Genomic DNA, 24604 nt, shown 5'->3' on the forward strand with positions numbered 1-24604 from the left:
TTTTTATTTCAATGAAGCTAACAAAAATTTTTGCACGGGAAGTGCTGGATTCGCGTGGTAATCCTACGGTAGAAGCCGAGGTTACTGTTGAAGGATATACTAGCAGCGGAATTTCTCCTTCAGGGGCTAGTACGGGCGAGAAAGAAGCGGTAGAATTGCGGGATAGCACTCAAAAACGATATCACGGTAAAGGAGTGCTTACTGCCGTTGAACAAGTAAACAATGAAGTTGCTAAAGCAGTTACTAATCGTGAATTTCAAGATCAACGGGTATTTGATGAATTTCTTATTGAGCTGGATGGTACACCTAATAAATCAAGACTTGGCGCAAATGCCATATTGGCGCTGTCTATCGCATTTGCTCGCGCTTCGGCACAGGTAAACGGAGTTGAACTTTACCGGCAACTCTGGTCAAGAGAAAATTATATACTTCCCGTTCCTTGCATGAATGTAATCAATGGCGGTAGGCATGCAGATAATACGGTTGATTTTCAGGAGTTTATGATCGCTCCTCATCATGCACCATCCTTTGCAGAAAGTATTCGCATAGGTGAAGAAATCTTTCATACACTAAAGGCAGAACTTCATCAAAGAGGACTTTCTACCGGAGTAGGGGACGAAGGGGGATTTGCCCCTGATTTACGTAGTAATGAGGAGGCTATTGAGCTCATTCTTGCCGCGATAGAAAAAGCAGGATATCGCTCTGGGCATGATGTTTCCATTTGTATCGATCCGGCAACTAGTGAATTATGGGAAGATGGCAGGTATCAGTTCTTTAAAAGTGATGGCCGTTATTTAACCTCTGATGAAATGATAGACCTTTGGGAGCAATGGATTACGCAGTATCCTATCGTCCTGCTGGAAGATGGTTTGGGCGAAAATGATTGGCAAGGGTGGAAGAAGCTGACACAGCGGCTGGGTAGTCGTATCGAATTGGTAGGCGATGATATTTTCTGTACTAATCCTGCCATTATTTGGGATGGTATTAATCAAGGGATCGGTAATAGTGTCTTAATTAAATTGAATCAGATTGGCACCGTAACGGAAACATTGGATGCGGTAAAACTGGCTCAAGATAATGGCTATGCTTGCTTTATTTCCCACCGTAGTGGCGAAACAGAGGATACCACCATAGCGGACCTAGTCGTAGCAACTGGTGCCGGACATATTAAGACAGGAAGCGGCTGCCGCTCAGAACGTATTGCCAAGTTTAATCGTCTGCTACGCATTGAACAACAGCTGGGTAGTAAGGCATCCTTTGTTGGTAAATCGACGTTTAAAAACAGCAAATCTTAAATTATGATGGTTGGAACAGCACATCCATGGCATGACGTTACCGTAGGCGATGCTATACCCAATGAAGTGATTGCCGTAATTGAGATACCTTCGGGCAGCCGGACAAAATATGAATTGGATAAGCCCTCCGGACTGATCCGCTTAGATAGAGTGCTCTTTTCGCCGGTTCATTACCCCGCAAATTATGGACTGATCCCACAAACCTATTACAGCGACGGCGATCCGCTGGATATACTGGTTATTTGTTCGGAAGCACTGGTTCCGATGTCGTTAGTAAAGGCACGGATAATCGGTATGATGGAAATGATTGATAGCGACATGGATGATAACAAGATTATTGCGGTGGCAGCGAATGACGCTTCTCTTGCGTATGTAAAGAATATTGAAGATCTACCTCCGCATACCACGCACGAATTCCGAAACTTTTTTGAAGACTATAAAAAATTGGAAGGGAAGTCGGTGCAAGTACTGGGCTTTAAGGGAAGATCAGCAGCTTTTGCTTGTATTATGGAAAGTATCGCACTATATAAACAGGAAATCAAAGCAACAGTAAAAAAACAAGTAAATGGATAGATTCAGGATTGAACACGTATCGATATTTAGGCAGCTTTTAAAATGGTCGTTCATTGTAATACCTATCGCCATCGTGATCGGTAGTATGGTGGCATTTTTTTTATGGTCGTTAAATTTGGCCATCCATTTTCGGTTTAACCATCCCTGGCTGCTGCTTTTTTTGCCGCTCGCTGGTATTGTTATCCATATACTTTACAAATCGATTGGAAAGTCATCAGAAAAAGGTAATAACCTCATCATGGACGAGATTCATCAACCTGGCGGTGGGGTACCTAAGCGAATGGCTCCTATCGTATTATTCGCTACCGTTATTACTCACCTTTTTGGTGGGTCAGCAGGACGTGAAGGTACTGCGGTACAAATTGGTGGGAGCATCGCCCAAATGTTCGGAAAATGGTTCCGTCTGAACGGACGCGACATGGCCATTGTACTGACTTCAGGTGTTGCTGCCGGTTTTGGGGCTGTGTTCGGTACGCCGCTTACTGGTGCTGTTTTTGCACTGGAAGTGCTGACCATTGGTCGCGTAAGGTACGATGCGTTACTGCCCTGTCTGATCGCAGGTATCGTGGGTGATCTGACCGTATCTGCTTGGCAGGTGCATCATACTCATTACCATATCGATTACGTGCAAAGCACTTCTGGTTATTGGCTTTCGGAATACCTCAGTATCGATTTGCTATTGTTATTGAAGGTAATCATCGCCTCGATTGCTTTCGGGCTCGCCAGTTATCTATTCGCTGAGATGGCCCACCGGATCAAGGCTTTTATGCTAAAGGTGATTTCCATTAAGTGGCTAATTCCGGTTATTGGAGGGTTAGTCATTATCCTGCTCAGTAAAATAAACGGCAGGCCTGATTACCTGAGCCTTGGAGTAGATCCGGAGTACCCCGGCGCTATAACCATACCTTCAGCCTTTCGGGAAGGTGGGGCCGACGCGTGGAGCTGGCTATGGAAAACCATTTATACTACTATTACCTTGGGAACAGGGTTTAAAGGTGGAGAAGTGACACCGCTCTTCTATATTGGTGCCACGCTCGGCAATACGCTGTCAGGTTTAATGAGTGCTCCTGTCAGTCTTTTTGCAGCGCTCGGCTTTATTGCAGTATTTTCTGGAGCTACCAATACCCCATTGGCCTGTACGCTAATGGGTATTGAACTGTTTGGCGGGGAATATACCTTGTTCTATGCCGTGGCTTGCTTTACCGCTTATTTCTTCAGTGGTCACTCGGGGATTTATACAGCGCAGCGCATCGAGGTACCCAAGATATTTGATGCTTACTTTTCAAAAGATGGCTCACTGGCCGATGCCAATAGAAGAAGAGAGCATTACCTGAGCCGCAGGCTGGCAAGATATCGTATTGCACGTAAAAAGAAAAGTTGATAATCATGGAAGGGGCAAAGAAGTAAACTCCGGAATCGCATGGAATGGAATAGCATACTGTTTAAGAATAAAGGGTTGGTCACTCTCCCTGGTCTGCAGCCTGCCTTTTTTGTTGATCTTCATTTGGATCAGGTTGTCCAGACGATAGTCGAGGGCAAGGAGCAGTATGCCTTGATCCCGTATTTTTACCAGCCACTCATTGATAGGGGGACGATCCTATATCGTCAGGAGATCTTTGCTGAGCTTGAAGATCGTCAGCTAATTGCCTATATTCGGCAGTTTGCCATTGGAATGGAGGCTGTACGGCAGGCCATCCCAATGGATGGTAAATACTATTATGACTATCAAAAGGAATGGATGGTCCTAGATGCTGTATTGATTTACGGCGAAACGATACATCTGTTGTCAGAGCAACTTTTAAAACATAAGCTTGAATCAACCGGTTTAGTATCTTTCAGAGACAGCCTAATTGCCTATTGCCATTCGGAGAAATTTATTTACCTATACGAAGAAGCCTCGCAGCTTCAGAAAGAGCTTGTAGCAATCCGGTACATTTTGCGAATAAAGGGGCTTACGGTACAAGTGCTACCTGATGAAGAGAAGGAAGATTATACCGCAGGGATTAAAGAGGTGGTAAGAAGATTTAGTGGAGATAACGTGGGGGATTACCACTACCATTTTCCGAAAACAGTGGATACAAATCATGTTGAAGCCCATATACTCGATGGTGTAGCCTCCCTTTATCCGGAAATATTCGGGCGTCTGAAAAATTTTTGTCAGAAAAATACAGATTTTCTAGAACAAGGTGTGGTGGTATTCGACCGTGAAATCCAGTTCTATATGGCTTATCATGAATACAAGGAAATGCTGAAGGCACATGGTCTACGGTGCTGTATCCCTGATGTAACCGATCTGGAACGGGATATATATGTATACAATAGTTTCGACATTGCTCTTGCAGCTAACTTTGTAAAAGAACAAAGACCCATTGTGTGTAACGATTTTCTTCTTAAATCCAATGAGCGAATTTTCGTTGTCACAGGTCCAAATCAGGGAGGAAAGACAACTTTTGCCCGTACGTTTGGTCAATTACATTATCTGGCTTGTCTGGGCTGTCCGGTGCCAGGGAGAAAGGCGAGACTTTTTGTTTTTGATAGGTTATTTACCCACTTTGAACGAGAGGAAAACTTGAAAGACCAGCGGAGCAAACTGGAAGATGACCTTATCAGGATACACCGGATGATCAGCGAAGCCTCTGCTGCCAGTATCATCATCCTGAATGAAATATTTTCATCCACAGCTTTACAGGACGCAGTTTTCTTGAGCAAGAAGATCATGGAAAAGATAGTCGAACTTGACGCCTATGGTGTTTGGGTAACTTTTATCGAAGAGGTTGTAAACTTCGGACCGACTTGCTCAGTTGATGGCGCAATGCGGAATGTTTGTTGCCGCCCAAGATCTGGAAGTAAATATTTGTCGAGGGGTATTTACACATTTTAGAAGAAAAGAAGATGTGTATTTAAAAAGTGGAAAATTTGATGAAGAGCTGCGTCGCATGAGCCAAATTACTGACCATTTAATGCAAGGTGCGCTGATCTTATTTAATGAATCGTTTGCTGCTACCAACGAAAGGGAAGGAGCAGAGATTGCCCATCAGGTAGTAGAAGCCTTAATGGAAAAAGAGATTAAGGTTTTTTTCGTAACGCACATGTATGCTTTTTCCAGTTATTTCAATGAGGGGAAATCAAGTGAATGTCTCTTCCTCCGTGCAGAACGTGGAGACAATGCTCAGCGAACGTATAAAATAACGAAGGGGGTTCCGCTACCATCAAGCTACGGTGCCGATCTATATCAACGGATCTTCGGAGATTCTAGTTGATAGCAACATATTCAGAAAACAGTACAAGAAATGGTTTATACAAACTATTAATTACGATTAATCTTTAACACATGAGACTAGCATTTATGAGTGATATCCATGGCAACCTTCCCGCCCTGACTGCGGTACTTTACCATATGGACCAGCGAAAACCGGATGAGGTGTACTGTCTGGGTGATCTTGTGAATTTTGCCGGATGGGACAATGAAGTGGTCAACACCATCAGAAGCCGCAAGATAACAACCGTTCAGGGTAACCATGATGAAGGCATCGGGTATGGGAAAGACAACTTTGCCTTTTCCTACAATAGTGACGGGCAACGTGAGTTTGGCTTACGCTCCATAGCATTGGTGAACAGCACGATCACTCCGGATAACCGAAAATTTCTGGCAGACTTACCATTCATGGTTCAGTTGGAATTCCGGTTTGATTTCCATAGCCTGCGTCTGGCTATGGTGCATGGGAGCGTAACTACCAATGAAGAATACGTGCAGGCAGAGGAAACGGACGCCAACCTGTTGGCCATGATGGACACCGTTAATGCCGATATCTTGTTGATGGGGCATACCCATGTTCCTTACCATAAAACGATATTTGCCGAAGAAGAAAACCGTAAAATCTATAAGCATGCGATCAATGTGGGATCAGTGGGTAAACCCAAGCATGGTGATCTACAGGCCTGCTATATGCTATTGGATATCAAGTGGGATACTGATCTTTCCAATCCAAGGGCTGTTCAGGTACATGTTGAGTATGTTGCTTATGACACCACAAGTGTTATCCAAAAGATTCGGTCATTAGGACTTCCGGGGGCTTATGATGATTATTTACGTAAAGGATAGCTGTAAGCCGTTAACATATGCCTACATAGGACACTGTTATAAAGGTTAATTTTAAAAGAGTCTTATATAATATGGAAAATAAATTAAAAACCCATGCATTGGGGAAACTAAGGATATATATTGAACCAACCCATAAGGTGAGGCATGGTGAACGTTCGTTATTTAGGAAACTCTTCCCTAAATCAGCTTATCTCCATATCATTTCCGATGCCAAAAAAGACGGTATTATGAATGCCTCTGTATACCAGACGCACTCGGGTTATAGTAATCAGGGAGCTATTCAGCAATTTAGTGCAGAAGGGGATAATTCAAAATTGACGCTCTGTATTGAATTGATTGACTCAAGGGAACGGTTAGAAGCTTTTTTCTTAAAGCATACCCAATTATTACGATCAAAAGTTGTAATTTACAAAGAAGTTGAATTTTGGGACACGGAATAAACCGGTTTAAAGTGCGATGATAAAGACACTGTTATATATTTGGATTGGAGGCGGATTGGGAAGTATTTGCCGTTACCTCGCTCAATTTTATGTAAGTCGCTATCTAACGGTAACTTTTCCTGCTGGAACATTTCTTGTTAATATTTCCGGTTGCTTTCTGATCGGGGTATTGTACGGTATTGCCGAAAGGCAGGGCTGGATGAATGTCGAATGGCGCCTTTTATTAATTACAGGTTTTTGTGGTGGATACACGACATTTTCTAGTTTCTCTTATGAAAGTGTTAGCCTGCTTCGGCAAGGTAATTATCTCTATTTTACGCTTTATATTTTTTTGAGCATAATGTTGGGGTTATTAGCCACTTTTTGGGGTTCTACACTTACTAAATAACATTTTCCATCGACATCAAATAAATCTAAAGACCATGAACTATAAACGAATACTCATCGCTGTAGACGATAGTTCTTATTCAATGAAGGCCGCGCGGGTTGGCTTTGAAATGGCCCATAAACTGAAAGCCGAAGTAGGCATTCTCTATGTGATCAGTAAAATGAAAGAACAGGCTAATCCGGATCTTGGGACAACGGAGCATCAGCAGCATAACCTATTGCTGGCGGAAGCGGAGAATGCCATTAGGCAATATATTGATCTTTATGACGGGATAGATAAGGTATATCGTTTCACACCAGAAGGCTTACCGGAAGCGGAAATTATTCATGTAGCCAAGGAATGGGATGCAGATATGATTGTAATGGGCACACATGGTCGCAGCGGACTAAGCCGAATCTTGACCGGATCAATAGCGGAATATGTGATTAAGCATGCAGAAATACCGGTGCTCATTACAACCCCACGGATGAAATGAGCACAAACTTATTTTAAATGACTATTATTGCAATCAAATTCATTTTTTATGAGATCCTTACTTATAATTACGGTTTTACTAGTTAACAGTTTATTTGTCCCTGCACAACAGAAAGAAGATTGGGCGGGTTTCTCACGTTATGAAGAAGCAAATAAAACAGCCCCTAAAGAATCAGTGGTTTTTATGGGTAACTCTATTACTGAAGGGTGGGTAAACACGCATCCTCATTTTTTTTCCGACAATCATTATCTTGGAAGGGGTATCAGCGGACAAACTTCTATGCAAATGCTTGTTCGCTTTAGAAGAGATGTCATTGATCTTCAACCAAAAGCGGTCGTTATCTTGGCTGGAACGAACGATATTGCGCAAAATACAGGTTATATCTCACTGAATAATATTCTAGGCGATTTGATTTCCATGGTTGAACTGGCTCAGACCAACCATATCAACGTTATCCTATGTTCTGTCTTACCTGCCTATGAATTTGGTTGGCGGAAAGAACTTAAGCCCGCTGACGATATTATCAAGTTAAATCAGCTAATTAAAGATTATGCGTTACAACATAGAATACCCTATGTTGATTATCATAGTGCCTTGAAAGATGCGCGTAACGGCCTATCAGAAAAATATGCAAAAGACGGTGTTCATCCAACGGCAGCAGGATATGATATGATGGAAGGATTGGTTAAGCCGGTGATTGACAAGGTTGTAAAAAGCAAAAATAAACCTTGAACAGATGCTATTCTTCTAGAATAGACAAAATATTTCCGGCAGGATCCGTGAACCAAGCAATTTTTGGTCCTTTCAATTGCCCCTCTGCATTGTGTATGCCCCTTTCATTGGTCTGCAAGTCTCCGGTATAGGATAAAAACGTGACACCTTTTGCTGTAAGTGCATCTACCGTTTCTTCAATGTTTGCTACAGGAAAATTTAATACCGTATAAGTAGCGGGTGAATGATTGGATTTTGGATAAATAATCAATGGATTATTTCCTAGGAGGTGTAATTCTAAAACACCCATTGGGTTGTCCCGGATAGTTAATCCGAGTGTATTACTATAAAATGCTTTAGCTTTTTCCAAATGATCTACGGAAAATCCGCTGAATGCTTTACTTTTGTTTAACATGATTAATTTTTTTAAAATGACGATCGTGTAAAATACCTCATTGATTTTGTTAGGTCGGCAAATGCTTATTGCTTAAAGCCTAAAGCGATGCCTCGCAATGAACATAGAGGTTAAATGGTATATAATCACCTAAATGAATTCATCAATAAAGTTACAGACTTTTAGGTGCATATTAAGATGGTAAATGAGACAAAAAAAGAGGGGAGACACGACGAAAGTCTCTACCGTGCTTCCCAAATGCTATCCATAAACCACTCTTTATCATCAAAGAAATGATTAACGGGATAAAAGCCAGTATCCAAGGCCAGCTGATCCAACTGTTTCACTGTGAATTTTTGTGATATTTCCATTGCGATACATTCATCTTTATGAAATGAAATTGGAGCTGCTCCATCGATGGTGATTTGTTGATTCTGAAGACTAACCAAATAACTTTTGCAGGCGCCGTTTTCCGGATCATAGCACGCATAATGATCAAATTGATTACAATCGAAATCGGCTTGAAGTTCACGATTTATCCGTTTCAATAAATTCAAATTGAACTGTTTGGTAATACCGGCCTTATCATTATAGGCTGCTAAAATGGTTTTAGGATCTTTTTTTAAATCAGCACCGATTAATAGGCGATCGTGAATAGAAAGATGACTGCGTAGTGCCTTACAAAAAATGGTTGCTTCGGTTAAGGGCATGTTCCCAATGTTAGACCCTAAGAACAAAACTACTTTTCGTCTGGAAGATAAAGTAGTTGCTTTTTTAAGCATTTCGAAATACTCGCCGTGTAAACCATTTATCAATAGCCCTGGCAAAAGCGCAGGAAGCTTGTTGCTAAGCTGCGCAATCACATTTCCAGATATATCAATAGGCATATACGTAAACGCATGGTTTTGCGCTAATAAATAGCGTAGGAGATAAATGGATTTAGACGCGTCACCAGCACCGAGTTCAATTAAATCAAACGGCTCAGCACTACTTTTGATAGCTGCCGCCAATTGGGCGGTTTGCGTTTTTAATATCTCAAGCTCGCAGTTAGTAAGGTAATATTCCGGACAATTCATGATATCACGAAATAATTGGTCGCCCGTAGCGTCGTAAAAGTATTTAGATTCAAGATGTTTTGATGTAGACTGCAAGCCTTGTAACACATCTTTACGAAAGGTGTTTACTTCCTTCGAAATAAGTAAGTTCATGTGCATCGGTTAAATTATTTTGCTAATCTTATTCCAGTAAACTGCCAACGCAGTTGAGGATGAAAAAAGTTTCGATAGGTTATGCGACTGTGCGCTGGAGCGGTTACTGCTGATGCGCCACGTAATACTTTTTGATTCACCATAAATTTGCCATTATATTCACCAATAGCACCCACTGCCTTCGTAAAGCCGGGATAAGGTAGATAGGCACTCTCCGTCCATTCCCAATTATACCCCCAAGTAAATTGCTGGGCTGCGGCTTCCCATTCAAATTCGGTGGGTAAACGTAATCCCTTCCAAGAGGTATAAGCATAGGCCTCGTAGTAGCTGACATGTTGTACCGGCTCATTTAAATGTAGCGGTTCCAGACCACGATAGGTATATTGATGCCATTTTTCGTCTATGAAATGCCAATAGAGAGGTGCATGAATCTGGTTTTTCTTCAGCCAATCCCAAGCTTCCGAATGCCAATATCGAAAATCACGGTAACCACCATCGTTTATAAATTCGAGGTATTCGTTATTGCTTACTAAGTTTGGACTGATCTCAAAATGATTAAGGTATACCCGGTGCCTATTACGTTCATTGTCAAAACAAAATCCCTCTCCTTGGAAGCCAATTTCATAAAGACCTTCCTTCATCGGGATGAAGGAAGCTGGGCCTGTTGTTTTAACAAGCATCGGTGCATGGTAATTTTCGTCATAGGCAGGGAATAATGGATTGTGTCCTAGTATATATTTAATATCGGTATACAAGAGTTCCTGATGTTGCTCTTCATGATTGAAACCCAATAAGGTTAAATCATAGATTGTTTGGTCAATATCCGATTCAAGTAAGGCTAACATCGCTTCATCAACATAATCTCGATAACGATAAATATCGTCTACGGTAGGTCTGCTTAAGTTACCCCGATCAGTACGTATGACGCGATTACCCACCGTTTCGTAATAACTATTAAATACATAGTTGTAACCGTCATGGAACACCCGGTAATGGGGTGCATAGGGAATTAAAATAAAGGTTTCAAAAAACCAAGTAGTATGCCCGAGATGCCATTTGGGTGGACTGACATCTACAACGGGTTGTACCACATAATCTTCTGTATGCAAAGGCGCACAAATTTTTGCAGTACGTTGACGAATGTCTTTATAACGATTAACGATAGCTGTTTTATTCATGGTTCTCTAAATAATGTGTTAAATCTGAAATTGTTTGGATGCCTAATGCATGTGCTTGTTGCCGCCGCATCATTAACGCATAGGTATTGTTAAATCCGATGGGTGTTAGCCAATGGATATTATATCGTTTTAAAAATTCATTTTTCACGAACGTATAGGTTTGATCGCTATTGGCAATAAGAGAATCTGCTAGTGCCTGGGGAGGTTGTAAAATGGCCAAAAGACCCGTTCCTGTATATTCCGGATAAAAATCGATCTGGTTATTTGTTAAGGCATCAAAACAAATTTTAGTACCACCTAGGCCGGTTTTGGTACTGACATCGTAATCTGTATACCCTTTAATTAAGAAGCGATAGATGTTTGCTAAAATGTATTGCTCCCCAAATATTTTTGAGCCAATCCGTACAGTGCCCATTTTACCAGAACCTTCATTTTTCAATAAGTGGTGGGCATTTAGGAAATCTTTGGCAACTTGCTCCGGTGATTGATGGGCGTAATCCACGCGAAAATTAAGATCTGTCATCACGCTATCGTTGATTTTTCCGGCAAGCAAATTAAGCGTTTTTTCTAATTGGGGAAATTTTTGTAAAGCGTCCTGCCTAACGATGGGAGCGGCATAATACGGAGGAAATAGCTGCTTGTCGTCTTCCAGCAGTTGTAAACCATACGCCTTTAAACGACCATCCGTTGAATAACCACTTATGATATCCAGCTGCTTTTCGTAGGCGGCTTTATACATCACGGCATCGCTTATTACAATGGTATGTATTTTTAGTCCGTACTTGCTTTGAAGACCTAAATTACCATCTTGCCTGCCCATAAACTCGGGAGTAAACCCAGCGGTGAGTTTGCTGCCGTAAGCAGTCGGCACAAAATATAGGAAACTTAATAATACAAGCAATGCTGGAATGATTGCCATGGGCATGCCGATATTTTTGAAACTTAGTTTTTGTGCTCGTGATAATGAAAAATCGAATAACAATGCCAGCAATGCTGCTGGTATGGCCCCAGCCAGAATCATATTGGTGTTATTGAGCGAAATACCGCCAAATATAAACTCGCCCAAACCACCTGCGGCAATATAAGAGGCCAAGGTTGCTACGCCAACGTTGATCACTGTAGCCGTGCGTATACCCGCTACTATAACAGACATGGCCAAAGGCAGTTCAACGTTAAATAATACTTGCCTTTTACTCATTCCCATGGCGATAGCGGCTTCTTTCACCGAAGCATCAACGCCAGTAATGCCGGTATAGGTATTTCGGATAATGGGAAGTAGTGCATATAGAAATAGTGCAACAATTGCGGGTTTAACACCAATTCCCAACAGTGGAATCATAAAACCCAATAAAGCAATGCTGGGAATGGTTTGCAAAATACCGGCAATGCCTAGAATAGTACCAGCTAATACTTTTTTACGCGTAATAAAAATACCCAAGGGTAAACCCACCAATATAGCAATGAATAACGATATACAGGTAAGTCCAACATGCTGTACCGTTTGAATAGCCAGTTTATCAGCCTGCTGTCCCATAAAGCTCCAAAGGGTTTGCTGTTGTTCATTCATGCGGCAATGGTTTTTTTGTATTGGTAAAAAGCCGACATCAGTTGTTCAAACCCGACAACTTTAAACTCCTTTTTTTGTGGGTGTAAAATGGTTAACTTTTCGGTATGATTACATGTAAAGGTTTCTAGTCCTGTCCATAGATCCGTATCAACAGATAAAGCTACTTCTTCCGGTGGATCGGCTTCGGTTGGAATCCAATCCCAGAGATCATATAAACGAACAGCTTTAAATTCCAATTGCAAGCGTTGTTCTTTTAAAAAATCTTCTACGAAGTGATGTACAGGCTTAAACAGCAATTCGGCAGGTGTACCCATCTGCATAATCTTGCCTTTGTCCATTAAGCAAATGCGGTCTCCTAGTTGAAAAGCTTCTTGTACATCATGCGTAACCATGACGATGGTTTTCCTTTTCAACTCATCCAGTGCGGTAAACTCCGTATGGATTTTAGCACGAGTAACATTGTCGAGTGCACCGAAGGGTTCGTCCATTAACAAAATAGGTGGATCAGCTGCTAAGGCTCTGGCTAAACCCACGCGCTGTTGCTGGCCACCACTTAATTCATTGGGATAGGCCTGTAAATATTTTTCAGAAAGATGGAGTTTTTCCAATAACTCAATTACTCTTTTTGCGATGCGCTGTTTATCCCATTTGAGCAATTGTGGCACTAGGCCGATGTTTTGCGCTACGGTATAATGTGGAAAAAGACCATTATTTTGTAACACATAGCCTATTTTACGTCGTAAAACTTCGGGCGATTGATCTCGAATATCTTGGCCATTAATCAGGATTTTACCACTGCTAGGTTTTAACAAACGATTGATCATTTTAAGCGTTGTGGTTTTGCCACAACCACTGGTACCTAAAAGTATAAGGTTTTCTTCCTGCTGCACTTCAAAGGAGATCTGGTCTACAGCGTTCAGTTTGCCGAACGATTTGCTTACATTTTGCAATTTTATCATGCTTGCCTTTCGTCTTCCAAGGTCATCAAAAGATTATATCCATCGTTGACATAAGTTCTGCTAAACCACCATTTTTCTATTATGATCACCTTTTCACCAGCATAGGTTAATTTTTTTACCAATGGAACTCCAGCTCGACCAGCGTCAACGATTACTATATCGTATTGTATAAGATCCATAGTATAGCGATTCTCCTGTATCTTACCCCTTCTTGGGAAATGATAGGTGTTTTAATTGTCTTATTCTTTAACAAGACAGCGGAGAAATGGTTTTTTTATCAAGAGGCTATTGGTGCCGAAAATACTGTATTTTAAACTTTAACCGAGCTTTTGTGTTAGGAGTTTAAATAAAATGATATTATACACAGTAGCGACAAAAGACCGATGAAGCTATATCAAAAATCTATAGAACTTAAGCCAAGAGAAAGGGGCTTTCATTTGATTACAAGGGAAGTATTAAATGCCATACCTGAAATTGTAGCGATAGCACAAGGCTTTTGTCAAGTCTTCATACAGCATACATCTGCCTCGCTAACGATTAATGAGAACGCAGACCCAACGGTTAGAAAGGATTTTGAAATGTTTTTCAATAAGACCGTCCAAGAAAATGATCCCCACTACATGCACAATTACGAAGGCCCCGATGATATGCCGGCTCATTTAAAGGCAGCATTACTTGGAGCATCGGTATTAATTCCTATTCAAAAAGGGAGGTTGGCGCTGGGCACTTGGCAAGGCATATATTTAGGCGAACATCGTAACGCTGCTGGTGCACGGCGTATAATAGTTAGTGCATGGGGAGTGTAAGTTGGTTGTTATCGATTATGCTAGTTCAAGGTTTCGAACGTATAAAAATTTCTAAAACGTGAATTTTCTTCTTATACTTGAGATTCAATTGTAAACCGTAGTGCGTGATAAAAAGCCGAATGACAATCTATTTTTATACTATAGAAAGCAATATTTCAAGGATATTATGCAGGCTTTATTGATTTACTTTCTGAATTTATAAAGAATAAGTAATTCGCTGCTGAATATAATTTCTTAGTGTTGAATAAAATACAAATCAAGATCATTTAAAGAAGAGTAAAGAGTGATCTACCTCCTAATGGTAAGAAAATGGAGGTTGTCTAAAACGTAACTGAGTACATGAATTAAAGATCATCTGTGAAATGGCGTTTCCCTTTTTCTTGCGCGAATTTTCGGGTATTGTAATTGCTTGATTTATGGCGCGGGATAGATAAACTTTGCCAGTCGTTATCCCTTACCATTTTGGCGATATAGACAATCTGCCCAATATGATAGGCATAATGAGCTAATTGGCGGTTGAGGGCTTCGATAACGGTGTGTCCGTCATTTCGAATATAAACAATAGCTTGTAATTGATCTGCCGTCAGCTGTTCAACTGTCGTTAACAAGCATTGCCATCCTTTATGCCAATGGGCCATTAATTCGGTGCGACCGCTTAAGCTTTCTTCAAATTCCGTATCACGGTTTCGCCATGGCTTTTCGCCATCAGCAGTCAGAAAATCTGTAAAGCGTGATAGCATATTGCCTACCAGATGGTTTACAATAATGGCGATACTATTGCTGTTTTCGTTATATTGCCAGGATAACTTTTCTTCGGGCACTTGATCCATTGCTTTTTCACCTAGCATTTTATAATAGTTGAATTGCTTGATCAGGCTTTCTAAATAGGTATTCATCATGATTCGTAGAATAGTAAACACATTTTTGAAATATGTTTAGGGGTGTTTAAAACATATAAATATACAAAAGCTTTTCTTTTTATTAAGCCTTTCGGTTGACCGTACTTATTTCAGAATGTCAATCGAAACAAATTGCTTTGCAAAGCTGTTTTATAATTAGCTGTTTTATAATTACCGATAACATAATGCTTTATGGAACAAATGAAAATACCTGAGGAAGCTCGTGTAACCTATAATTACGAGGCACCTGACGTGCCGGAAATGGTTAAGGAGTTCCGTCCTACCTTATTCCGTGACGATAATGATTATTGCTGCGTATTGGGACCTAATCCGCAAATGGGTATCTTTGGTTGCGGTATTTCGCAGGAAGAGGCGCTTCGCAATTGGCAGCATAACCTGAAGCGGCGGATAACAGATGCTGATGACAATGATGAAGTGGCACAATATATTATTGAAGCGTTAAAAGCTTCCAATAAAAAAGTATGGTAAATAGCCCTTCAGATGAAAATAGCAACTTATAATGTAAATGGTGTTAATGGGCGACTCCCTGTGCTGCTCCGTTGGCTTGAAGAAACAAAGCCAGATATTGCTTGCTTACAGGAACTAAAAGCACCTCAGGAAAAGTTTCCTATCGAGGCCATACGGGATGCGGGTTATCAAGCCATTTGGCATGGACAAAAAAGTTGGAACGGCGTAGCGATTTTAACACGTGATTTACCTATCATGGAAGTAAGGAGAGCTCTTCCCGGTGATCCTGAAGATTTGCACAGCCGCTATATCGAGGCTTCCATAAATGGTTTAGTGATTGGATGCCTATACCTTCCCAATGGTAACCCAGCTCCAGGTCCTAAATTTGATTATAAGCTGAATTGGTTTAAACGCTTAACGGTACATGCTCAAGAATTACTCGCCTCAGATATTCCCGTAATACTGACCGGCGATTATAACGTGATGCCAACAGAGTTAGATGTCTATAAGCCGGAACGCTGGTTGAATGATGCCCTGTTTCGCCCGGAAACACGGGAAGCATTTAGAAACCTAGTGGCTCAGGGCTGGACCGATGCCATACGTAAACGTTATCCCGATGAGAAAATTTATACCTTCTGGGATTATTTTCGTAATGCCTATGCTCGGGATGCAGGACTTCGTATCGACCATTTTTTAGTAAGCGCACATCTAGAAAAAAGATTGGTAGCTGCAGGTGTTGATCGTCACGTTCGAGGATGGGAAAAAACCAGCGACCATGCTCCCGTTTGGATTGAGCTGACTGATGGTTAGCATACCCTTACGACATCCATTTCCAATAATGCACCTAATTTTTCGATCTTACTGCTAATATGCCCAACACCAACCGCACAATGATGCGCTGGGCCATGGCTATTCCACTGTGTCACAAATTTTCGCGCACCGATTGGGAATTTGTATCGACTATTGGTATTTCCAATTTCTAATATAGGGCCGGATACCGATTCTCCTTCGGCAACCAATAACATTAATTTACCACCAACCTGTTCTACGACAGATAATAGCGTTACCGGACCATTTTTGACCGACATTTCTACGGAAAGCCCTTTTCCAACTTTTCCATGATATACATATAAAGGCCTAACTTTTGTCTTACCCTCTGCAATAGCAATATGGCCAGGCCCATCATGTCCCATCAAAACCACATCTTCCTTAAAGTCCATCGCGTAGTATTCCGTAAAAGAGCCTCCTGCACCAAAGCTGTCCATGATTTTCATGGCTTGTGCATTCTTGATTTCATATTCTCCAGCAACAGGGATACCTCCTGCGGTAAGTAGTGAATTTCCCAAAATGATGGAACTGATGGTGTCTTCGTTCGCTTCATTGCCTGTTCCTTTATAGTAGTAAGCCATAGAGCCCAATTGATAATGTGCTACCAATTTATCTAATGCAACAGATGTTCGTGCCGCACGGGCAAGTTCTTCCACCGCGCAATCCGACTGGATAGCAAATACCTCATGGAAATGTTGTACGCGATCGGCAATTTCCTGATCGCTTATCGTTTTTCGAAGTGCTGCTAATTCGTCGACTTCAATCAACTCGATATGCCCACCAAAGTGCGCATATTGCTGGGTTAAATCCGAGTAAATATCCAGCATGCCGCTGTAATAATGTCCCATACATCCCAACCGGTTAAAGGCCATGGTATGGGCTACCTTGGCAGCCATAATCCAATCGTTAACCTCCTCCCAACATATTGGATCATGATGCAACATGCCTGTAACCTGGTGAAATTGGATGCCGGTACGTTTAAAAACATTGGCAATTTCGGGAACGGGACAGGCCGAACAATAGGCCAACCATTCGCCTGTCATTTGCGTCCTGTTTGTTAACCGATTGAAATGTTTATAATTAATAGCCTCTTCTGGAGCCAAGTTCAATATAATGACCGGTACTTTTGCGCGTTGCACAACCGGTAGAACCGTAGATGATAATGCATAGGTTGATACATATAAAAAAATAAGGTCGACTGCTTCTTCCCTGAAATTAATACCCGCTTGAAAAGCTTTTTCAGGATTGTCGATCAAGCCCATATTAATGATGTGCGGATGAATCTCGGCCAATTGTTTTTCTACTTGGTTTAAATAACCTGTTAGTCGCTCTTCCAGTCCGTCAAACTGGCTCCAGTAAGCTTCCAGACCAATGCCAAAAAGCCCAATTTTAAGGTTTGGTATATGCATGTGTATTGATTATTGGATAATATTTGTTTATACAAGTCAAAAGTAGAGCTAATCTTGCAGCTTATCCATGTATATTTTGATAAAATAACAGTAAATTTTGATACGATAAGCAGTACCTATGCATATGTAAAATCCGCGGTTTTTGGAAGACTTTCCATACCTTTAAAAACGACCGAGGGTACTGGTCGAGCTAATTTTCTTTTAATAGTATCAATCCAGCTTCCTTCCACAAAAAGTAAGGCATGCAGTTTTTTCGAATCGGATAAAAATTCATGCTGAATTGTCCAGAATGAACCGTCCTTTCTCATTTTTAACAGTTTTGTTTCCAAATAAATTTTAGAAGTCAGGTGAATCTCTCTCTTAAACTGGCATTCTTCTCTGAAAAGTACTGGCCCAAAGTTTTCTGCTTGCATAGCTTGTATGGTGATGCCGTGACGGTCTAATATAGAAAGCCGTTCTTGTGCTGCTAAATCGTAGTACACACTATGGCGTAAATGGAAATTAGGGTCAAGATCTGCCCAGCGAAGCGTTAAAAAATTCATTTTTGTTTTATTTATATACACCAAAGTATGGAGTATGTTTGCAAGGTAGTAAAATTAAATGTTTGGTTATTTGTGGTTAAAAACGAGCAGGCATTACGCCTTAAATTTTTAAATTATATTTACCCGATTATAGTATATCATGAACGCTAAGAAAGAAAATATTAAGAACCAATTATATCAAATGTGTGAACAAGCAGTGACGTTAAAAATAACCGAAGCCGAAAGGGCCTTGTTGGATGCACGTGAAGTTGTTAATCACGAAACAAAGAGTAGTGCTGGGGACAAATACGAAACTACCCGTGAAATGATGCAACAAGAAATTAGGCGAATTGAACAGCAGTTGTTAAACGCAAAGCAGTTAAAGCAACAATTATTAGCTATTGATTACAATAAAAAAAGTGGTGATCAAGTTCAGATAGGCAGTTACATAGAGACAAGCAATGGAAATTTTCTGTTAGGAATTGCGTTAGGCTCTGTATCACTGGAGCATAAAACATATTTTATTATTTCACCGGTATCGCCCCTTGGTAAATTGTTGTTGGGGAAAAAAATAGGAGCAGCCGTTCTGTTCAATAATCGCAGTTATCAGATTTTAACAATTGTGTAGAAATTCCTTAAATCCGTTCCATCATGGTTTCGGGCTTAGACAGCGATTGGAAGCCAAATTTTTCATATAATCCATGAGCGTCCTTAGTTGCCAATCCCCAACGCTTCAGGCCCTGCAAATCTGGATGATCCATAATCGCTTTTAGGAGCTGTTGACCGAGCTGCTTGCCCCGTTGTTCTTCTATAATAAACACATCCATTAACCAGGCAAATACGGCATAGTCGCTCACCACTCTAGCAAAACCCACCTGCTTATCGTCTAGGTTATATACACCAAAGCATAACGAATGTTGAATGGATTTTTCGATAGTTACCCTGCTTCTTTCTTGTGCCCAATAGGATTGCTTAGAAAGAAATTGATAAATAAGATCAATATTTAATAAATCTTTATTAGTGCTTATGTAAAAATCTTTTTTCATGTTTTGATATAACCTAAGGTGATTTTCTACCCACGCGTAGGCCTAGTCAAGATCGGTATTTAAAATAATATTTTACCAAATAAAAGAAAAATTTGGAACCATAGCTAATTTTACTACTTTTGTAGTGTACTAATTAACTAATACACTAAATATGATAACAGTTAAAAATATTTCCTATGCTTATCGAAAGAATAAGGCGGTATTAGAACAGATAAATTTGCATTTTAAAGCCGGTCACATTTATGGTTTATTAGGTGAAAATGGTGCCGGAAAAACGACTTTGCTAAAGAGTCTAGCCGGTTTGGTATTTCCGCTATCGGGTGATATTGAAGCGCTAGGGCATGAACCAGCGAAACGCAGTCCAGATTTTCTGGCTGAAATCTTTTTTATCCCAGAAGATTTTGTATTGCCTGCTGTAACACCGAAGCGCTACCTACAGGTCATGGCACCTTTCTATCCTAAATTTAATCATGAGCTATTTTACCAGTTCATGGAGGAATTTAGCATTCCACAAGAAACCAACCTGGAACAACTCTCCTTTGGGCAGCGGAAAAAAGTGCTTATCGCATTCGGCTTGGCTACCAAAACGCGTATTTTATTGATGGACGAGCCTACCAATGGTCTTGATATACCTTCTAAATCTCAATTTAGAAAAGTAATGGCATGTGAGCTAACAGAAGACCGCTGTTTTATTATTTCCACGCATCAAGTACGGGATTTGGATAATTTGATTGATGAATTGGTTATCCTATCTCAAACCCGAATGGTCTTGGCTACTTCCATGCAGCAAATTAGCGAAACCTTAGTGTTCAAGGTGTTTCATGAAGTGCCCGCTGATGCGCTATATGCGGAGCAAAGCATAAGTGGTGTGAAGGCTATTTTGCTGAATACACTAAAGGAGGATACCAAAATTGATATTGAGCTGTTCTTCAAGAGCTTACTACTCGTGCCCAACAAAATTATTTCTGCCCTAAATAATAAGACAATTAACCATGAACAATATATTTAGTATTTCCCGATTTCGACTTTTGCTTAGCAAACAATGGTCTGAATACCGCAAAGTGTACCTAAGCAGTATGGTAATTCTCTTTGGTTTTTTATTTATAGTGTATGGCTTTAATCTGCTAATGTCAACAAAATCGGATTTTCAAAACGTAGATAGGTATAACTTTATCAGTTATTCTCAACTAAGTTTTAGAAGTTTGTTATTTGCTTTTTCAGGACTATTGTATGTAAGTTTTTTTGCCGGCAACTATTTTAGTTCCTATGGTAAATCGAATACCGCTATCCAGGGACTAACACTACCTGTTTCGACTACAGAAAAACTCGTGGGTTCTTTACTTACTACCGTTCTTTTAATAACAGTAACCTTTGTCATCATCTATATTGCCGTAGATGCTTTGTTTGTTTTGGCACTTAAAAGCATTTATCATCAGATTATTATGGAGCAATTAAAGTTATATCATGAAACAGATAAGTCTGGCTTTCCGTATATCTTTCAGTTTTTAGGAGCCAAAGAATTCGCTGTATTAGCCATGGCCAGTCTTTTATTGTCTAGTACGTTCTTGTTGGGTTCGATTTACTTCAATAAGTTTAGTTATGTAAAAACTGCTTTTATTTTAGTGGTTTTCTTTCTCTTATTGACTACCATACCCACTTTTATAAGCAATATATGGTATAAAGATTTTGTCTTGGTAACGGACTACAGTCAAAAAGGTCAACCAGAGGAATTTTATTTTACGTTTTTTATGATTTTAGTTATCACGAGTTTATGGATCGCTACTTATTATAGACTGAGAGAAAAGGAGGTTTGATATGGAATTTAGAGATAATAAGGCCATTTATCTACAGATCATCGATTATGTATTTGAACAGATTTTGCTTGGAAAATGGTGTGCGAATGAAAAAATTAGTTCTGTTAGAGATTTAGCTGCTCAGTTAGAAGTTAATCCCAATACTGTGGCACGCTCTTATGAAATGCTCCAAAACCAGGAAGTTATTCAAAATAAAAGAGGGATTGGTTTCTTTGTGTGTGCTAATGCGTTGGAAAAAATTCGGAATCAACGCCGTGAAGAATTCAAGATAAGGGAGTTGCCAGAAATATTTCGAAGTATTTATTTGCTCGGTATTGATTTTGATCAGCTAAAAGAGGCATATCATGATTTTATTAACACTATAAACCTACAAGAAAATGAAAACAAGTAACATTTTCCTTTTAACTGCCGCTATCTTGATGGCTACATTGTTTGTATTGCCAAAAATTTTTGGACCCAAATATGTTACTAGGGAGGAGAAGCAACAAAACTTAGAGAACAGAAATTCCTTCGATAAGAATTTATACAACTATCGTCCAATAGCATTGGAAACCTTTGACCAAGTATTAATTGTAGACACGAATAACTATATTCAACGAAATAACGGTCAAACGCAAGCGGTATGCTGGATTCCTTCAGATACCTATGGTTTAAAGGTACACGCATCCAGTAACTTTGGTAACCAACCAAAAATTGAGGGAAATAAGCTGGTTTTATATCGGAATAATGACTTCTATTCATCTCAGGTATTGTACATATACGCCCCACATATTAAAAAGTTTACGGTTCAGAAGGCATCAATAAGTTTTGCGGCGCTTCAGGCAGATAGTATGGCCTTCAGCTTTGAATCATGCACCGATATACACCTCAATGCGAACAATAAAATAAAAAAGCTTAATATCCAATCGGTCGACAGCAAATGCTGGTTGCAGAATAGCGCTCAATTGAAGAATCTTACTGCACAACTGAACGAGGGGAGTGTGCTAAGCGTTCAAGCCGATACGGTTTTAACAGCAAATATAACTGGAGACTCAAAGAGTCAAGTCGAGTTTTCACCGGTTTATGATGAAAAGCTTAAGGTACAACCTTTGGCTAAAATCGATATAATGACTTATAATGACGCGATCAAAGAGGTAAAATTGAAAGATTGTGAGGTTCTGCACCTCCAAGGCAAGCCACAGCAGCTGGTTTTGGATATGTCTTTTCAAGAAGCGAAAGAAACGATAGCAAAACTTGCTATTAATTGAAAACAATTTTGCCAATAAAAAATAAAACACCTAAATATGAAAACGTTTAGCTTATGCATCTTATTTGTATTTGCAACCTTAACCTGCGTTTGCCAAAACCAAGAAAAGCCTTTGTGGAACTTCGATTTTGAAAGAATTGAAAAAGCACAACCACAAGGCTGGTTTATCGCGGGTAATGCAAACTATAAGAGCACTGTAGATTCTATACAGGCAAAAAGTGGCAAATATGCCGTATCCTTATCGTTCGAAAAAGGATTACCAAGCTTTAGGTCTTGGGGATTTATTATTCCGGGAAGCTATCGTGGAAAAAAAATAACGCTTTCCGGTTACATCAAAACGGAAAATGTGACCGATGGATATGCCGGGCTCTGGATGAGAATTGACCCTAATGTTGCTTTTGATAATATGCATAAAAATGGTGTAAAAGGCACAACGAATTGGCAGCAATATACCATTACGCTGGATATGGATTCGGAAATAACAAAACAGGTTGTTATTGGAGGTATACTTATGGGGAAAGGTAAGATGTGGTTAGACAATATGCATGTAAGTATCGATGGAAAGGATATCAACGATCTAGAACCGGTGATATTACCAGCGGACAAGGATCATGCCTTTGACCAAGCTTCACAAATCAATACGATCCAACCAGGCAAAAAAGGAGTAGAAAATCTAAAAACGCTTGGATTGATATGGGGCTTTTTGAAATATTATCATCCTAATATTGCCAAAGGCGATTATAACTGGGACTATGAACTCTTCCGTGTGCTGCCAAAGGTATTGCAAACAGATGCAACTAACAGAGATCGTGAATTGGTAGAGTGGATAAAGGGTTTGGGACAATTTACTGAAGGAAAGAAAACGAACCAATTTTCATCGGTCAAAATGGCACCCGACCTGGACTGGATTAAAAATATGGGACTTTCCGCAGAACTTAGCATGTTACTGTCAACGATCGAGAAAGCAGCGATGCCGGAACAGCATTATTATATCCGGTTGCAGCCCGGAGCAGGTAATCCAGGTTTTAAAAATGAACAAGCATATGCTAAACAAACTTACCCCGATGCCGGCTTTCGGCTGTTAGCCTTATACCGTTACTGGAATATTATTCAATATTATTTTCCCTATAAAAACTTATTGGAGGAAGATTGGAAAAATGTCTTGGAAGCATTTATTCCCAAGGTATTGAATGCTAGTGATGCAAACGAATACACACTGACCATGCTGGAACTTACCGGCCGCATCCATGATACGCATGCTTTTATGGGAAGCTCGGTACTGAACAATTACCGTGGCTTACGCTATGCTCCTCTGAAATTGTGTTTTGTCGAAGATAAAGCTGTAGTTACCGCTTATTACGATGAACAATTGGGCAAAGCAACTGGTTTAAAAACTGGAGACGTCCTTACTGCGGTAAATGGAAAATCAATTAAAGACATTGTTGAAGAGCGGTTAAAATATTATGCGGCTTCAAATTATTCAACGCAACTACGCAATATTGCTACAGACCTTTTACGGACGAACGATTCAAGCATCCGGGTTACATTTATGAGGGATAAACTAGAAAAAGACACTGTCATCGAAACTTTTTCTACTAAAGAGATGAATATTTATAATATAAAACAGGACACGTGCTTCAAACTCATGGATGGAGATATAGCCTATATTCATAACGGATTTCTGAAAAGGGCCTATTTGCCGGAGATCTGGAAAACCCTTAAAAACACCAAAGGTTTGATCATCGATATCAGGAACTATCCCAGTGATTTTCCTATATTCGAGTTGAGTAATTACCTCATGCCGAAACCAACTCCCTTTGTTCAGTTCACCAATGGCAGTATTGCCCACCCGGGTTTATTCACCATTGGAAAAACACTTTCAGTGGGTAAGAAAAACGGTGACTATTATAAAGGAAAAGTGGTTATCCTCGTTAATGAATTTTCGCAAAGTTCGGCAGAGTACCACGCAATGGCCTATCGGGTCCATCCAAATGCAACGGTTATTGGTTCTACTACGGCAGGGGCAGACGGAAATGTATCTTACTTTGATTTGCCTGGTGGAATTCGTACTGCAATAAGTGGTATTGGGGTATACTATCCTGATGGTAAGGAAACGCAACGAATCGGTATTATCCCTGACAGCATTTGCAAACCCACTATTAAAGGTATCAGGGAAGGACGAGATGAGTTGGTAGAAAAGGCCATTGAAATCATCCGTGCGCCATAGAGACATAATGCGTGCCTAAATTGGCAATAATTATTGTAATTATTGCGCCG

At 40.3% G+C, this 24604-nt stretch carries 29 protein-coding genes; 19 read left to right on the forward strand and 10 right to left on the reverse strand.

Features of this window, described 5'->3' with window-relative positions; genetic code table 11:
* Nucleotides 1-11: 11 nt before the first annotated feature.
* The 10 genes from eno (at nt 12) to ABD930_RS06970 (ending at nt 8005) form a co-directional block, all read left to right on the forward strand.
* Complete coding sequence (gene eno, locus ABD930_RS06925) at nt 12-1295, forward strand: phosphopyruvate hydratase (protein WP_345231004.1); 1284 nt, start codon at nt 12-14, stop codon at nt 1293-1295.
* Nucleotides 1296-1298: 3 nt separating this feature from the next.
* The gene (locus tag ABD930_RS06930) at nt 1299-1868 is read left to right on the forward strand and encodes an inorganic diphosphatase (protein WP_345231005.1); all 570 of its coding nucleotides are present in this window, start codon (nt 1299-1301) and stop codon (nt 1866-1868) included.
* Nucleotides 1861-3249 carry a voltage-gated chloride channel family protein gene (locus tag ABD930_RS06935; protein WP_345231006.1) on the forward strand — a complete coding sequence of 463 codons (1389 nt, stop codon included), beginning with the start codon at nt 1861-1863 and terminating at the stop codon, nt 3247-3249. The genes ABD930_RS06930 and ABD930_RS06935 overlap by 8 nt, the downstream gene beginning before the upstream one ends.
* A gap of 39 nt (nt 3250-3288) precedes the next feature.
* Entirely contained in the window at nt 3289-4749 is a 1461-nt protein-coding gene (locus ABD930_RS06940; RefSeq protein WP_345231007.1) for a MutS-related protein, read from the forward strand.
* Nucleotides 4688-5128: a MutS-related protein gene (locus tag ABD930_RS06945; RefSeq protein WP_345231008.1), complete on the forward strand. Its 441-nt coding sequence runs from the start codon at nt 4688-4690 to the stop codon at nt 5126-5128. Before ABD930_RS06940 ends, ABD930_RS06945 begins: the two co-directional genes overlap by 62 nt.
* A 71-nt stretch (nt 5129-5199) precedes the next feature.
* Nucleotides 5200-5970, forward strand: coding sequence for a metallophosphoesterase family protein (locus ABD930_RS06950; RefSeq protein WP_345231009.1), 771 nt, complete (start codon nt 5200-5202; stop codon nt 5968-5970).
* 71 nt (nt 5971-6041) lie between these two features.
* Nucleotides 6042-6410, forward strand: coding sequence for a DUF190 domain-containing protein (locus ABD930_RS06955; protein WP_345231010.1), 369 nt, complete (start codon nt 6042-6044; stop codon nt 6408-6410).
* Between the two features lie 16 nt (nt 6411-6426).
* The gene (gene crcB, locus ABD930_RS06960) at nt 6427-6798 is read left to right on the forward strand and encodes a fluoride efflux transporter CrcB (protein WP_345231011.1); all 372 of its coding nucleotides are present in this window, start codon (nt 6427-6429) and stop codon (nt 6796-6798) included.
* Between the two features lie 34 nt (nt 6799-6832).
* The gene (locus ABD930_RS06965; protein ID WP_345231012.1) at nt 6833-7273 is read left to right on the forward strand and encodes a universal stress protein; all 441 of its coding nucleotides are present in this window, start codon (nt 6833-6835) and stop codon (nt 7271-7273) included.
* 48 nt (nt 7274-7321) lie between these two features.
* Entirely contained in the window at nt 7322-8005 is a 684-nt protein-coding gene (locus tag ABD930_RS06970) for an SGNH/GDSL hydrolase family protein (RefSeq protein ID WP_345231013.1), read from the forward strand.
* A 7-nt stretch (nt 8006-8012) separates the two neighbouring features.
* On the opposite strand, the gene ABD930_RS06975 is transcribed toward ABD930_RS06970, so the two are convergent.
* The 6 genes from ABD930_RS06975 to ABD930_RS07000 form a co-directional block, all read right to left on the reverse strand.
* A complete protein-coding gene (locus ABD930_RS06975; protein ID WP_345231014.1) occupies nt 8013-8399 on the reverse strand; it encodes a VOC family protein in 387 nt (128 codons plus the stop codon).
* A 221-nt stretch (nt 8400-8620) separates the two neighbouring features.
* Nucleotides 8621-9586, reverse strand: a complete 966-nt coding sequence (locus ABD930_RS06980; protein WP_345231015.1) for an L-histidine N(alpha)-methyltransferase — start codon at nt 9584-9586, stop codon at nt 8621-8623.
* Between the two features lie 14 nt (nt 9587-9600).
* Nucleotides 9601-10764, reverse strand: coding sequence for an ergothioneine biosynthesis protein EgtB (gene egtB, locus ABD930_RS06985; RefSeq protein ID WP_345231016.1), 1164 nt, complete (start codon nt 10762-10764; stop codon nt 9601-9603).
* Entirely contained in the window at nt 10757-12331 is a 1575-nt protein-coding gene (locus ABD930_RS06990) for an ABC transporter permease/substrate-binding protein (RefSeq protein WP_345231017.1), read from the reverse strand. The genes egtB and ABD930_RS06990 overlap by 8 nt, the downstream gene beginning before the upstream one ends.
* Nucleotides 12328-13290 (reverse strand): ABC transporter ATP-binding protein, encoded by a 963-nt coding sequence (locus ABD930_RS06995; RefSeq protein ID WP_345231018.1) that lies wholly within the window; start codon nt 13288-13290, stop codon nt 12328-12330. Before ABD930_RS06995 ends, ABD930_RS06990 begins: the two co-directional genes overlap by 4 nt.
* Complete coding sequence (locus ABD930_RS07000; protein ID WP_345231019.1) at nt 13287-13469, reverse strand: hypothetical protein; 183 nt, start codon at nt 13467-13469, stop codon at nt 13287-13289. The genes ABD930_RS06995 and ABD930_RS07000 overlap by 4 nt, the downstream gene beginning before the upstream one ends.
* A gap of 204 nt (nt 13470-13673) precedes the next feature.
* Between ABD930_RS07000 and ABD930_RS07005 the strand changes: the two genes are divergently transcribed.
* A complete protein-coding gene (locus tag ABD930_RS07005) occupies nt 13674-14096 on the forward strand; it encodes a secondary thiamine-phosphate synthase enzyme YjbQ (RefSeq protein ID WP_345231020.1) in 423 nt (140 codons plus the stop codon).
* A gap of 344 nt (nt 14097-14440) precedes the next feature.
* On the opposite strand, the gene ABD930_RS07010 is transcribed toward ABD930_RS07005, so the two are convergent.
* Nucleotides 14441-14995 carry a DUF1572 family protein gene (locus ABD930_RS07010; protein ID WP_345231021.1) on the reverse strand — a complete coding sequence of 185 codons (555 nt, stop codon included), beginning with the start codon at nt 14993-14995 and terminating at the stop codon, nt 14441-14443.
* Between the two features lie 192 nt (nt 14996-15187).
* On the opposite strand from ABD930_RS07010, the gene ABD930_RS07015 reads away from it, so the two are divergent.
* Together ABD930_RS07015 and xth are read left to right on the forward strand one after the other, a co-directional pair.
* Nucleotides 15188-15484: a hypothetical protein gene (locus ABD930_RS07015; RefSeq protein WP_345231022.1), complete on the forward strand. Its 297-nt coding sequence runs from the start codon at nt 15188-15190 to the stop codon at nt 15482-15484.
* Between the two features lie 12 nt (nt 15485-15496).
* Nucleotides 15497-16273: an exodeoxyribonuclease III gene (xth, locus tag ABD930_RS07020; RefSeq protein ID WP_345231023.1), complete on the forward strand. Its 777-nt coding sequence runs from the start codon at nt 15497-15499 to the stop codon at nt 16271-16273.
* On the opposite strand, the gene ABD930_RS07025 is transcribed toward xth, so the two are convergent.
* Together ABD930_RS07025 and ABD930_RS07030 are read right to left on the reverse strand one after the other, a co-directional pair.
* Nucleotides 16270-17700 (reverse strand): arabinose isomerase, encoded by a 1431-nt coding sequence (locus ABD930_RS07025; RefSeq protein WP_345231024.1) that lies wholly within the window; start codon nt 17698-17700, stop codon nt 16270-16272. The two genes, xth and ABD930_RS07025, sit on opposite strands and share 4 nt — an antisense overlap.
* Before the next feature lie 116 nt (nt 17701-17816).
* On the reverse strand, nt 17817-18242 hold the full coding sequence (locus ABD930_RS07030) for an acyl-CoA thioesterase (RefSeq protein ID WP_345231025.1): 426 nt from the start codon (nt 18240-18242) through the stop codon (nt 17817-17819).
* Between the two features lie 139 nt (nt 18243-18381).
* Here ABD930_RS07030 and ABD930_RS07035 point away from each other — a divergent pair, with 139 nt between their 5' ends.
* Nucleotides 18382-18849 (forward strand): 3-oxoacyl-ACP synthase, encoded by a 468-nt coding sequence (locus ABD930_RS07035; RefSeq protein WP_345231026.1) that lies wholly within the window; start codon nt 18382-18384, stop codon nt 18847-18849.
* A gap of 7 nt (nt 18850-18856) precedes the next feature.
* On the opposite strand, the gene ABD930_RS07040 is transcribed toward ABD930_RS07035, so the two are convergent.
* Complete coding sequence (locus ABD930_RS07040; protein ID WP_345231027.1) at nt 18857-19267, reverse strand: GNAT family N-acetyltransferase; 411 nt, start codon at nt 19265-19267, stop codon at nt 18857-18859.
* A gap of 151 nt (nt 19268-19418) precedes the next feature.
* Between ABD930_RS07040 and ABD930_RS07045 the strand changes: the two genes are divergently transcribed.
* The 5 genes from ABD930_RS07045 (at nt 19419) to ABD930_RS07065 (ending at nt 24554) form a co-directional block, all read left to right on the forward strand.
* The gene (locus tag ABD930_RS07045) at nt 19419-20276 is read left to right on the forward strand and encodes an ABC transporter ATP-binding protein (protein ID WP_345231029.1); all 858 of its coding nucleotides are present in this window, start codon (nt 19419-19421) and stop codon (nt 20274-20276) included.
* 118 nt (nt 20277-20394) lie between these two features.
* A complete protein-coding gene (locus ABD930_RS07050) occupies nt 20395-21081 on the forward strand; it encodes a hypothetical protein (RefSeq protein ID WP_345231030.1) in 687 nt (228 codons plus the stop codon).
* Nucleotide 21082: 1 nt separating this feature from the next.
* Nucleotides 21083-21472 (forward strand): GntR family transcriptional regulator, encoded by a 390-nt coding sequence (locus ABD930_RS07055; RefSeq protein WP_345231031.1) that lies wholly within the window; start codon nt 21083-21085, stop codon nt 21470-21472.
* A complete protein-coding gene (locus ABD930_RS07060) occupies nt 21459-22328 on the forward strand; it encodes a hypothetical protein (RefSeq protein ID WP_345231032.1) in 870 nt (289 codons plus the stop codon). The genes ABD930_RS07055 and ABD930_RS07060 overlap by 14 nt, the downstream gene beginning before the upstream one ends.
* Before the next feature lie 36 nt (nt 22329-22364).
* The gene (locus ABD930_RS07065; protein WP_345231033.1) at nt 22365-24554 is read left to right on the forward strand and encodes a S41 family peptidase; all 2190 of its coding nucleotides are present in this window, start codon (nt 22365-22367) and stop codon (nt 24552-24554) included.
* Nucleotides 24555-24604 lie beyond the last annotated feature (50 nt).

This window comes from Olivibacter ginsenosidimutans (genome assembly GCF_039542865.1).
Taxonomy (GTDB): domain Bacteria; phylum Bacteroidota; class Bacteroidia; order Sphingobacteriales; family Sphingobacteriaceae; genus Olivibacter; species Olivibacter ginsenosidimutans.

Excerpts from the sequence above, each read along its gene's own strand:
- eno (WP_345231004.1), top strand. The coding sequence starts at position 12 with ATGAAGCTAACAAAAATTTTTGCACGGGAAGTGCTGGATTCGCGTGGT.
- ABD930_RS06930 (WP_345231005.1), top strand. The coding sequence starts at position 1,299 with ATGATGGTTGGAACAGCACATCCATGGCATGACGTTACCGTAGGCGAT.
- ABD930_RS06935 (WP_345231006.1), top strand. The coding sequence starts at position 1,861 with ATGGATAGATTCAGGATTGAACACGTATCGATATTTAGGCAGCTTTTA.
- ABD930_RS06940 (WP_345231007.1), top strand. The coding sequence starts at position 3,289 with ATGGAATGGAATAGCATACTGTTTAAGAATAAAGGGTTGGTCACTCTC.
- ABD930_RS06945 (WP_345231008.1), top strand. The coding sequence starts at position 4,688 with ATGTTTGTTGCCGCCCAAGATCTGGAAGTAAATATTTGTCGAGGGGTA.
- ABD930_RS06950 (WP_345231009.1), top strand. The coding sequence starts at position 5,200 with ATGAGACTAGCATTTATGAGTGATATCCATGGCAACCTTCCCGCCCTG.
- ABD930_RS06955 (WP_345231010.1), top strand. The coding sequence starts at position 6,042 with ATGGAAAATAAATTAAAAACCCATGCATTGGGGAAACTAAGGATATAT.
- crcB (WP_345231011.1), top strand. The coding sequence starts at position 6,427 with ATGATAAAGACACTGTTATATATTTGGATTGGAGGCGGATTGGGAAGT.
- ABD930_RS06965 (WP_345231012.1), top strand. The coding sequence starts at position 6,833 with ATGAACTATAAACGAATACTCATCGCTGTAGACGATAGTTCTTATTCA.
- ABD930_RS06970 (WP_345231013.1), top strand. The coding sequence starts at position 7,322 with ATGAGATCCTTACTTATAATTACGGTTTTACTAGTTAACAGTTTATTT.
- ABD930_RS06975 (WP_345231014.1), bottom strand. The coding sequence starts at position 8,399 with ATGTTAAACAAAAGTAAAGCATTCAGCGGATTTTCCGTAGATCATTTG.
- ABD930_RS06980 (WP_345231015.1), bottom strand. The coding sequence starts at position 9,586 with ATGAACTTACTTATTTCGAAGGAAGTAAACACCTTTCGTAAAGATGTG.
- egtB (WP_345231016.1), bottom strand. The coding sequence starts at position 10,764 with ATGAATAAAACAGCTATCGTTAATCGTTATAAAGACATTCGTCAACGT.
- ABD930_RS06990 (WP_345231017.1), bottom strand. The coding sequence starts at position 12,331 with ATGAATGAACAACAGCAAACCCTTTGGAGCTTTATGGGACAGCAGGCT.
- ABD930_RS06995 (WP_345231018.1), bottom strand. The coding sequence starts at position 13,290 with ATGATAAAATTGCAAAATGTAAGCAAATCGTTCGGCAAACTGAACGCT.
- ABD930_RS07000 (WP_345231019.1), bottom strand. The coding sequence starts at position 13,469 with ATGGATCTTATACAATACGATATAGTAATCGTTGACGCTGGTCGAGCT.
- ABD930_RS07005 (WP_345231020.1), top strand. The coding sequence starts at position 13,674 with ATGAAGCTATATCAAAAATCTATAGAACTTAAGCCAAGAGAAAGGGGC.
- ABD930_RS07010 (WP_345231021.1), bottom strand. The coding sequence starts at position 14,995 with ATGATGAATACCTATTTAGAAAGCCTGATCAAGCAATTCAACTATTAT.
- ABD930_RS07015 (WP_345231022.1), top strand. The coding sequence starts at position 15,188 with ATGGAACAAATGAAAATACCTGAGGAAGCTCGTGTAACCTATAATTAC.
- xth (WP_345231023.1), top strand. The coding sequence starts at position 15,497 with ATGAAAATAGCAACTTATAATGTAAATGGTGTTAATGGGCGACTCCCT.
- ABD930_RS07025 (WP_345231024.1), bottom strand. The coding sequence starts at position 17,700 with ATGCATATACCAAACCTTAAAATTGGGCTTTTTGGCATTGGTCTGGAA.
- ABD930_RS07030 (WP_345231025.1), bottom strand. The coding sequence starts at position 18,242 with ATGAATTTTTTAACGCTTCGCTGGGCAGATCTTGACCCTAATTTCCAT.
- ABD930_RS07035 (WP_345231026.1), top strand. The coding sequence starts at position 18,382 with ATGAACGCTAAGAAAGAAAATATTAAGAACCAATTATATCAAATGTGT.
- ABD930_RS07040 (WP_345231027.1), bottom strand. The coding sequence starts at position 19,267 with ATGAAAAAAGATTTTTACATAAGCACTAATAAAGATTTATTAAATATT.
- ABD930_RS07045 (WP_345231029.1), top strand. The coding sequence starts at position 19,419 with ATGATAACAGTTAAAAATATTTCCTATGCTTATCGAAAGAATAAGGCG.
- ABD930_RS07050 (WP_345231030.1), top strand. The coding sequence starts at position 20,395 with ATGTCAACAAAATCGGATTTTCAAAACGTAGATAGGTATAACTTTATC.
- ABD930_RS07055 (WP_345231031.1), top strand. The coding sequence starts at position 21,083 with ATGGAATTTAGAGATAATAAGGCCATTTATCTACAGATCATCGATTAT.
- ABD930_RS07060 (WP_345231032.1), top strand. The coding sequence starts at position 21,459 with ATGAAAACAAGTAACATTTTCCTTTTAACTGCCGCTATCTTGATGGCT.
- ABD930_RS07065 (WP_345231033.1), top strand. The coding sequence starts at position 22,365 with ATGAAAACGTTTAGCTTATGCATCTTATTTGTATTTGCAACCTTAACC.